Source organism: Tardiphaga sp. 709, from assembly GCF_032401055.1.
Taxonomy (GTDB): domain Bacteria; phylum Pseudomonadota; class Alphaproteobacteria; order Rhizobiales; family Xanthobacteraceae; genus Tardiphaga.
Window position 1 is genome coordinate 5788723 of record NZ_CP135529.1, and the last position, 7479, is coordinate 5796201.

Sequence of the window (7479 nt, forward strand, 5' to 3'; positions counted from 1 at the left end):
GTAATGCATTCTTGCAACAATGAGTCAGTTTTCGATCCAAAATGTGGCTTTCGGATTGCGGCAAGTTCCGTTTCTTGTTAGCGCTCAATCCATGAAGCAGATCGCAAAGATTTTCCTTGTAGTTGTATTGCTAGGATCGAGCGGCCAGTTCGCTCATGCAGCCGAGCCATTTTTCATTCTTGACGCCATCAATCAGGCGGTAAAGACGAACCCAGGTGTCGGCGAGGCGTCTGCCAATCGCCGTGCCACCGAAGCCGAACTTCGCCAGAGCCAAGGTACTTTGCTGCCTCAGATCAGGCTGCAGGCGAATACCGGCCCCGAGATGTTGAACCGGGCGATCGTTCCTGCGCCGGCCGGCAATGGCTCCTATGTCAACGGCAGCGAAGCGTCGGTAACGGTGCGCCAGCTGGTGTTCGACGGCTTTGCGTCGATCAACGACATCTGGCGTCAGGCTGCGCGCGTGGATGCTGCGGCGTTCCGGGTGCTTGAACGGACCGAACTGATCGCGCTCGATGCGGCTGAAGCCTATGTCGATGTGACGCGCTATCTGCGACTGGTTGCGCTTGCCGAACAAAATCTCAAGGTTCATCTCGAACTGCGCGCCAATGTCCGTGCGCGTTTCGCTGGTGGTCGCGCCGGTGAGGGCGATACCCAGCAGGCGGAAGAGCGTGTAGCCGCAGCGGAAGCCGTGCTGTCGGATTTCCGCCTCAGCCTCGATTATGCACGCGCCAAGTATCGCAAGACCGTTGGTCTTGAACCGTTCAATGTGCGTTTCCCCGGTCGCTTGCCGGATATGCCGGCAACCAAGAACGAGTCGCTCGACGTCGCCTTCAAGTACAATCCGACGATCCGCGCCGCTGGTGCAGATGTCGATGCGGCCAAGCGTGCTTTCGACTCGACCGCCGGCGCATTCGTTCCGAACGTCGCCCTGGAAGGCCGCGCGCTGCGCGGCAAGGACTCGATCACCTATCCGGGTAATCGCGACGAAGTCAGCGGCAAGGTTGTTGTGAGCTGGGATATCTTCCGCGGCGGTCAGGATGCGTGGAAGCGCGCCGAAGCTGGCGAACGCATGATCGAGCAGCAGCAGCGCCATGCACGCTTGCAGCGTGATGCGCTAGAGTCGCTCGACAAGGCATGGGCTGCGCGCACGATCACGACGGAGCGTGCAGCAGCGCTGGTGCGTGAAGTTGAAGCTGCCCGCCGTACTTTCGTAGCCTACAACAAGGAATACGAGCTCGGCCAGCGCACGCTGATCGATCTGCTGAACTCGCAGAACCAGTACTTCAACGCCAACGTCTCGCTGGTGTCTGCACGCGGCGTCACCGTGTTCGCCGACTATCAGTTGCTGGCGGCCATGGGACAGCTGCTGTCCTATCTGAAGACCGGCAAGCCGCCGGAGTCTGAGCCGATCGAGAGCCGTGCATCCGGTCTTATCCCGTATCGCCTGCCGCCGATCCTGCTGACGGCGCCGGAGCCGGGATCCGAACCGCTTAATACGGTTCTGCCCTTCCAGACCTGGAATTCGCCTTTCGCACCGGCGCTGGAACCGAAAGCCGTGCTGTTCGGTGATCGCTGGGCCTCGCAAGATCTGTCGAACGCCAACGCATTGTTCGTGACATCGGGCCAGGTCGGGCAGGGCAGCGTGTCGGCCGATGCTTCTGCGGGGCGCCGTTAACCAGTTAAGTACGCAGATTCATAATCCGCGGTCGGGTTTACCGTAAGTTCAGCAATTCGTCTGAACCGCGAAATAGTACAGGCGCTCCGCAAGGATCGCCTGTAAAGCTGGCAAGTCATATTTTGTAAGGCCAGTAGATCCGCGCACGGGTCATACAAGGCGCCTGGAATTTCCGAGGCTGCATTGAACATTCGCTCACCCCAGTTCGATATTGCAATGGACCTGCCGGCTGCGCCCGTAGCGGAGGTCGAGCATCAGCATGCCGATCCGTTAACGGACAGCCTGCTTTATCTCGCCGCTCACCACGGCAGAGCTGTCAGCCGCAGTGCGCTGCTTGCCGGTCTCCCGGTCGAGCGCGGCGTGCTGACAACGGCTCTGTATGAGCGCGCGGCGCAGCGGGCGGGCCTCGAGGCCGAACTGAACGAGCGACCGCTCAAGGATATCCCTGCGCTGGTCCTGCCTGCTGTGCTTCTGTTTCACGATGGTTCGACGCGGATTCTGCGCGGCATCGATCTGGCGAGTGGCCGTCTGACACTGGCAACCCCCGTCGGTGACGGTGCGATCGCCATGGAGCGGATCGAAGCCGTCGAAGAGAAATATGCCGGCTTCGTCTATTTCGTCCGTCCGGCGTCCGTCAGCGATCCGCGCGCGATCGCCGCCGGCGATCTGCCGAAGGCGCACTGGTTCTGGTCTGTCGTCAGCCGGTTCGGCTCGAACTACAGCCATGTCGCCATTGCAGCTTTCATCGTGAACATGCTGGCGCTCGCCGCGCCGCTGTTCACCATGAGCGTGTATGACCGCGTCATCCCGAATGGCGCAATCCCGTCGCTGGTCGCGCTTGGTATCGGCCTGTCGCTGGCGATCGCTTTCGATTTCCTGCTCAAGGTGGTCCGCAGCCGCATCATCGACATGACCGGCAAGAAGATCGACGTGGTGCTGGCGTCGAACATCTTTGAACATGTGATGGCGCTGAAGATGGACAAGCGTCCGCCCTCGGTCGGCATTCTCGCCAATCAGATGCGCGACTTCGACTCGGTCCGCGAATTCTTCACGTCAGGCACGGTTGTGTCGGCGACCGATATGATATTCGCGATCATCTTCATCGCAGTGCTGTTCGTGATTGCCGGCCCGCTGGCCTGGATCCCGCTCGCGATGCTGCCTGTGATGATCCTCGTCGGTCTCTTGATCCAGCGGCCGCTCGATCGTGCGATGAAGCGCCTGCAGGCAGAGTCGGCTGCGCGTCACGGCATTCTCATCGAGTCGCTGAATGGCATCGAGACCGTTCGCGCAGTTGCTGGCGAGAGCCGGGTCCAGACAGTGTGGGAACGTTCCGTCGCAGCGACGGCACGTTCCAGCGAAGGCGTGCAGTTCTGGTCCTCGCTGGCGATGACCAGTGCGAGCGTGGCGACGCAGCTCTGCAGCCTGTTGCTGGTCGTGGTCGGTGTGTTCCTCATCCTCGACGGCAAACTGTCGGTCGGTGCGCTGGTTGCGGCCAATATGTTGTCGGGCCGCATTCTCGGTCCCATCGCCGGCATCGCGGCCGTGATGACGCGCGCGACACAGACCATGTCGGCCCTGCGGTCAATCGATCGCCTGATGGCGACGGAGCGCGAGCGGCCGCCGGAAAAGATCTTCGTGGCCCGCGAGATCACGAAGGGCAGCATCGAATTCCGCAATGTCAGCTTTTCCTATCCGGACAGCCCGGCGAAAGCCCTCGAGGGCATCTCTTTCCACGTGAAGCCTGGCGAGAAGATCGGCATCATCGGCCGAGTCGGCTCAGGCAAGACCACGGTCGGCCGTCTGGCGACGGCGTTCTATCCGCCGAGCGAAGGCAGCATCCTGATCGATGGCATCGATATCCGGCAATACGACCCGGCGGACCTGCGCGCCGGCATCGGTTTTGTGCTGCAGGATACCGATCTGTTCTATGGCAAGCTGCGCGACAACATCACGCTGGGCCGTCCCGATGCGACCGATGAGGAAGTGCTCGCGGCTGCACGGCTGTCCGGCGTCGAGACCTTCATCGCCGGTCATCCGCAGGGCTACGACATGATGGTTGCCGAAGGCGGCCGTAGCCTGTCGGGCGGCCAGAAACAGGCGATCGGCCTCGCGCGTGTGCTGATCCGCAAGCCGCGCGTGTTGTTTCTCGACGAACCCACTGCGCATTTCGACGTGCGCAGTGAAGGTGAATTCCTCGATCGCCTTAAGACGCTCGCCAAGGGTGAGATGTCCATTATCGTCTCGACGCATCGCCCGTCGCTCCTGTCGCTAGTCGATCGCATTCTCGTGTTCGACAACGGCAAGATCGTCGCCGACGGCCCCGCCGATCAGATCCTGACGCGCTTGCGCCCGCAGCCGCAGGCTCCTCAAGCCGCGGGGAGGCCGGTCAATGTCGCAGTCTGATTTCGCATTTTCGAACGACGTTCGTGCGGCCATGGAAATGCGTACGCCGCGTACGGCGCGGATGTTGTTGATGACCGTCACCGGTCTGCTCGTCGTGTTCCTGCTGTGGGCACACTTCGCCGTGCTGGATGAAGTGAAGCGCGGTAATGGCAAGGTGGTGCCGTCGCGCCAGACCCAGGTGGTGCAATCGCTCGAAGGCGGCATCATCAGCGAATTGCTGATTCAGGAAGGCGCCATCGTCGGGAAAGATCAGCCGCTGGCGCGCATCGAAGATACCAACTTCGCGGCGCAGTTCGGCGAAATCCGCGAGCGGCGCGGTGCCATGGCTGCCCGCGTGATCCGACTGGAAGCAGAGACCTTCGGCAAGACCAACGTCGAGTTTCCGGAAGAACTCACGAAGCTTGCACCGCGTGCGGTTCAGACCGAACGCAGCGTATTCGACGCCCATATGCGCAAGCTTGCGCAGGACATCGACGTGATTGCCCAGCAGGAATGGCAGAAGAAAAAGGAAATCGACGAGCTCCGTGCGTCGGAAACCCGCTTCTCCGAGACGCTGACGCTGCTGACCCGCGAAACCTTGCTGACGCGCCGGCTCTATGAGCAGAAGGTCGTTCCCGAGATCGAGATGCTGCGGTCCGACCGGCAGGCCACCGACATGCGCGGTCAGCTCGCGGTGGTGCAGGCAACCATGGTCAAGACCGAGGCCGCCGTGAAGGAAGCGCAGTCGCGGCTTTTGAATATCACCACGGCATTTCGTTCCACGGCGGAAGATGATCTCGCGAAATCGCGCGGCGATCTCGCGGTCCTCGACGAAAACATCAAGTCCGCGCAGGATCGCGTTCGGCGCACCGAACTGCGGTCGCCGGTCTACGGCATCGTTAACAGACTTAACGTCACCACCATTGGTGCGGTCGTTGCACCTGGCGCCAGCGTGATGGAGATCGTGCCACTTGAGGATACGCTGCTGGTCGAGGGGCGCATTCGTCCGCAGGACATCGCCTTCATCCGTCCGGACCATGAGGCGGTGGTGAAGCTCAGCGCCTACGACTCTTCGGTCTATGGATCGCTTCACGGCCGGGTCGAACGTATCAGCGCCGATACCATCACCGACGAGAAGGGTGACAAGAACGAGCGCGGCGAGACGTTCTACCGCGTCATGGTGCGCACCGAAAAGAACCACCTCGGCACTGCCGAGCAGCCGCTGCCGATCATTCCCGGCATGGTGGCGACAGTGGAAGTCCTGACCGGCAAGAAGTCGGTGCTGGATTATCTCGTGAAGCCTGCGCGTATGCTGCGTGATGAGGCGTTTCGCGAACGCTGATAGCGCTACGGAGCATTTCCGCTGCTCCGTATGTTACCTTGCTCCCAGCCCGTCAGAGTCAACGAACTCTTAAAACGCAGGTTTCGCTAAAATTCGAGCGAATGCGTTGGTAGCCGATTGAGCGCGTTCAACGACATACCCGCACAGGTTGACGTGTTTTAACCGGCCTGAAGCAGCCCCCGATTTATCCCTGATGCCACAAGATCCGGACGGGGATCGACGCAATGACGTCGGCCGATGCTCCGGACAACGGGGCGTCAGTCATGTTGCGTATCGATCAGGCGCGGGCATTCCCGCGTGCGCTGGGGTTTGTGCTCGCCGGTGTCGTAAGCGTCAGCGCTTGCGATGGAGCATTTGCAAAATCACGCGCGAAGAAGACGGTGCTTGAGCGCTCCGTGATGGACACGCCGATCGCGGGCATGACCGCGCCGCCGGTCCGGTTCTTCACGATCAACCAGGTGCTGGCCAAGCGGGACAGCGAGAACCGTGCAAAGCCCGGCAATATCGAACTCGCATCCTTGGACGCGCCGCAGGGATCAGATGCCAAGGTGATCAGTGATGCGCCGTCTCCGGCCGCGATCCTGCCTGCCACGAGCGAGGAGCCGTTCGGCCTGTTCACGTTCCGCGCGCCTGAAGGGCTGCTATGGACGAAATGGCGCGGTGTGGAAACGCGTATGCGCGCCGACTTGAAATCGATCGAGGATTGCAAGGCTGATAGCGAGAACTGCGTCGCCGGTGCGCGCAAGTTTGTCGCCGTCACGCGTTCCGCTGCCGAATTGGATCTGCGCACACGCGTCGAGGCGATCAATCGCGACGTCAACTATGCGATCCGCTATGTCGGGGACTATCAGCAGCACGGCGTCGCCGATCTGTGGAGTTCGCCGCTGGAGACGCTGTCCGCGGGTATCGGCGACTGCGAAGACTATGCGATCGCCAAATTCGCCATGCTCGCCGCAACGGGCGTGCCGGAGGCCGATATCAAGATGATGCTGGTGCGTGACATGGCGGTGCGCCAGGACCATGCGGTGCTCACCGTCCGTGTCGATGGCCGCTGGCTGGTTCTCGACAATCGCTACTCCCGACTGTCGGAAACACGTGATCTGCCGCATTTCATGCCGCTTTTCGCTATCGACCACAAAGGCGTCAGCCTGTTCGCCGCGCCCTATGCCGCGCGTCCGCATCATGAGAGCGAGACCGACATGTTGCCCGCGGCCGAGGTGGACGGCTTCGGCGGCGGCTCTTCCTTGCCGCTGGCGCTCTGAGATAGTTCGACAACACAACGTCGACAATCGGCCTGATATCGACGTTTTATGCGCTTCGCGATCTTGTACTTCCGTGCATCTTGGGCTCTTAATGCGCCAGGGTGAGGTCGACGAGGGGATTGAGATGCGCTTCAAGCACACGCTGTTGGGTTTGTTGGTGGCGGCTGGAATGGCTTCCGGTGCAACTGTCTCGCATGCCGAAGGCCTGCTTCCAGGCGCTGCCTTCTCCGTCGATTGTCAGAATGGGGCGGTCTACAAGCTGACCTCCGGCCGTGTGACCTTTCCCGGTGATATCGTCACCGGCCATCTGTACCTGACACCGCACCGTGCAATGCCTGTTCGCCTGATCCCGATGGGTGAAGGATATCGCTATGCAGGCCGTGGCGTATGGCTGGATGGCATTCGCGAGCACGCGCTGTTGTATCGGGCCAAGTATAGCCCGGTCGCGTGCGTCGTTACCCGCATCTAGACTTTTATCCTATCAATTATCTCCTGCGATAGCAGTCCTGCGATAGCGAGTTGCGTATCTGCGCAGCTTGCTGATTCACGTCTGTGCCCGGAGAAGAAGTCCGCGATCCCAGAGATTCGCGGAATGCGCACTGCAAATGGCGACCTTGCCATCTGGCTGTGATGCGAATGCGCTTTAAGCAACTGTCCCATTTCGAAATTTGCTCGCGAAGGGCGACCACTACGCGACGGTTCGCGCGACTGTCGATATCGGCTCGCGAAAGCAAATTCAGCCGCCCGTCCAATATTGGCGGAGGTGCCTGTGGTTGTGAGCTGATTTCGTTGTTCAGTGCGAAATGAGAAGTCATCTT

At 60.9% G+C, this 7479-nt stretch carries 5 protein-coding genes; all 5 read left to right on the forward strand.

Translation table 11 applies throughout. The features are described from left to right. Positions 1 to 91 precede the first annotated feature (91 nt). The 5 genes from RSO67_RS27815 to RSO67_RS27835 all read left to right on the forward strand — a co-directional run bounded on the left by RSO67_RS27815 (position 92) and on the right by RSO67_RS27835 (position 7130). Positions 92 to 1675 (forward strand): TolC family outer membrane protein, encoded by a 1584-nt coding sequence (locus tag RSO67_RS27815; protein WP_315841485.1) that lies wholly within the window; start codon positions 92 to 94, stop codon positions 1673 to 1675. Between the two features lie 216 nt (positions 1676 to 1891). Then, positions 1892 to 4078, forward strand: coding sequence for a type I secretion system permease/ATPase (locus RSO67_RS27820; RefSeq protein WP_315841486.1), 2187 nt, complete (start codon positions 1892 to 1894; stop codon positions 4076 to 4078). Beyond that, positions 4065 to 5399, forward strand: a complete 1335-nt coding sequence (locus RSO67_RS27825) for an HlyD family type I secretion periplasmic adaptor subunit (RefSeq protein WP_315841487.1) — start codon at positions 4065 to 4067, stop codon at positions 5397 to 5399. The genes RSO67_RS27820 and RSO67_RS27825 overlap by 14 nt, the downstream gene beginning before the upstream one ends. Before the next feature lie 224 nt (positions 5400 to 5623). Beyond that, complete coding sequence (locus RSO67_RS27830; protein ID WP_315841488.1) at positions 5624 to 6661, forward strand: transglutaminase-like cysteine peptidase; 1038 nt, start codon at positions 5624 to 5626, stop codon at positions 6659 to 6661. Between the two features lie 124 nt (positions 6662 to 6785). Continuing rightward, complete coding sequence (locus RSO67_RS27835; RefSeq protein ID WP_089268234.1) at positions 6786 to 7130, forward strand: hypothetical protein; 345 nt, start codon at positions 6786 to 6788, stop codon at positions 7128 to 7130. Positions 7131 to 7479: the final 349 nt, after the last annotated feature.